At 57.8% G+C, this 647-nt stretch carries 1 protein-coding gene; it reads left to right on the forward strand.

Annotated elements, in window-relative coordinates; all coding sequences use genetic code 11:
- Positions 1 to 281, forward strand: a 281-nt coding sequence (locus tag AB3X94_RS41840) for an ATP-binding protein (protein ID WP_368614471.1), incomplete at its 5' end; no start/stop codon positions are given.
- Positions 282 to 647: the final 366 nt, after the last annotated feature.

A 647-nucleotide genomic window follows, 5' to 3' on the forward strand; every position in this document is an offset into this window, starting at 1 on the left:
AGGATCAGGCCGAAACCAGCGTGCTGTTCGAGCTGATCGCTGAAAGATATGAGCGACGCAGCCTTCTGATCACAGCCAACCAGCCGTTCTCCGGCTGGAATGACGTCTTCCCCGACCCGGCCATGACAGTGGCCGCCATCGATCGCCTGGTTCATCACTCGACGATCTTCGAACTGAACGTCGAAAGCTACCGGCGTCGGAACGCCAGCGACAACAAGGCAGCACGGCGGCGTCAATTACCGGATCCCGAGCCACAAGGAGCGACAACTATGACCTCTTGAACAGCGACGATTACCCCCGCTGACCGGACAAGATAATTGTCGTTCGGCCGGACTTCATGCTTGACGCTCTACAGGTGCCTTCCGAACGTGCCCGCTTTTCCGCTTTCTCTAGCTTGCTGACAGCCTCATCGGCCAGGCAAAGATGGACTCCCGTGATGCCGGCCATCTCGACCAGCAGTGGCAGGACGTGCTCACGCAGACCTTTCACGACTTGTGTGCGCCATCGTTACGGTGCCGACCGGAGCATGTATTGGCGCCGGGTTTTCTAGCCAAAGAGGTTGTGCTGAATCTGAACAAGATGCCCAGTAAGCGCCTTCACTGCTGCATCCGTATCGCGGTCTCTAAGGGCTTCGACGATTTCACGGT

The organism is Paraburkholderia sp. BR10923 (assembly GCF_040948765.1).
Taxonomy (GTDB): Bacteria; Pseudomonadota; Gammaproteobacteria; order Burkholderiales; family Burkholderiaceae; genus Paraburkholderia; species Paraburkholderia youngii.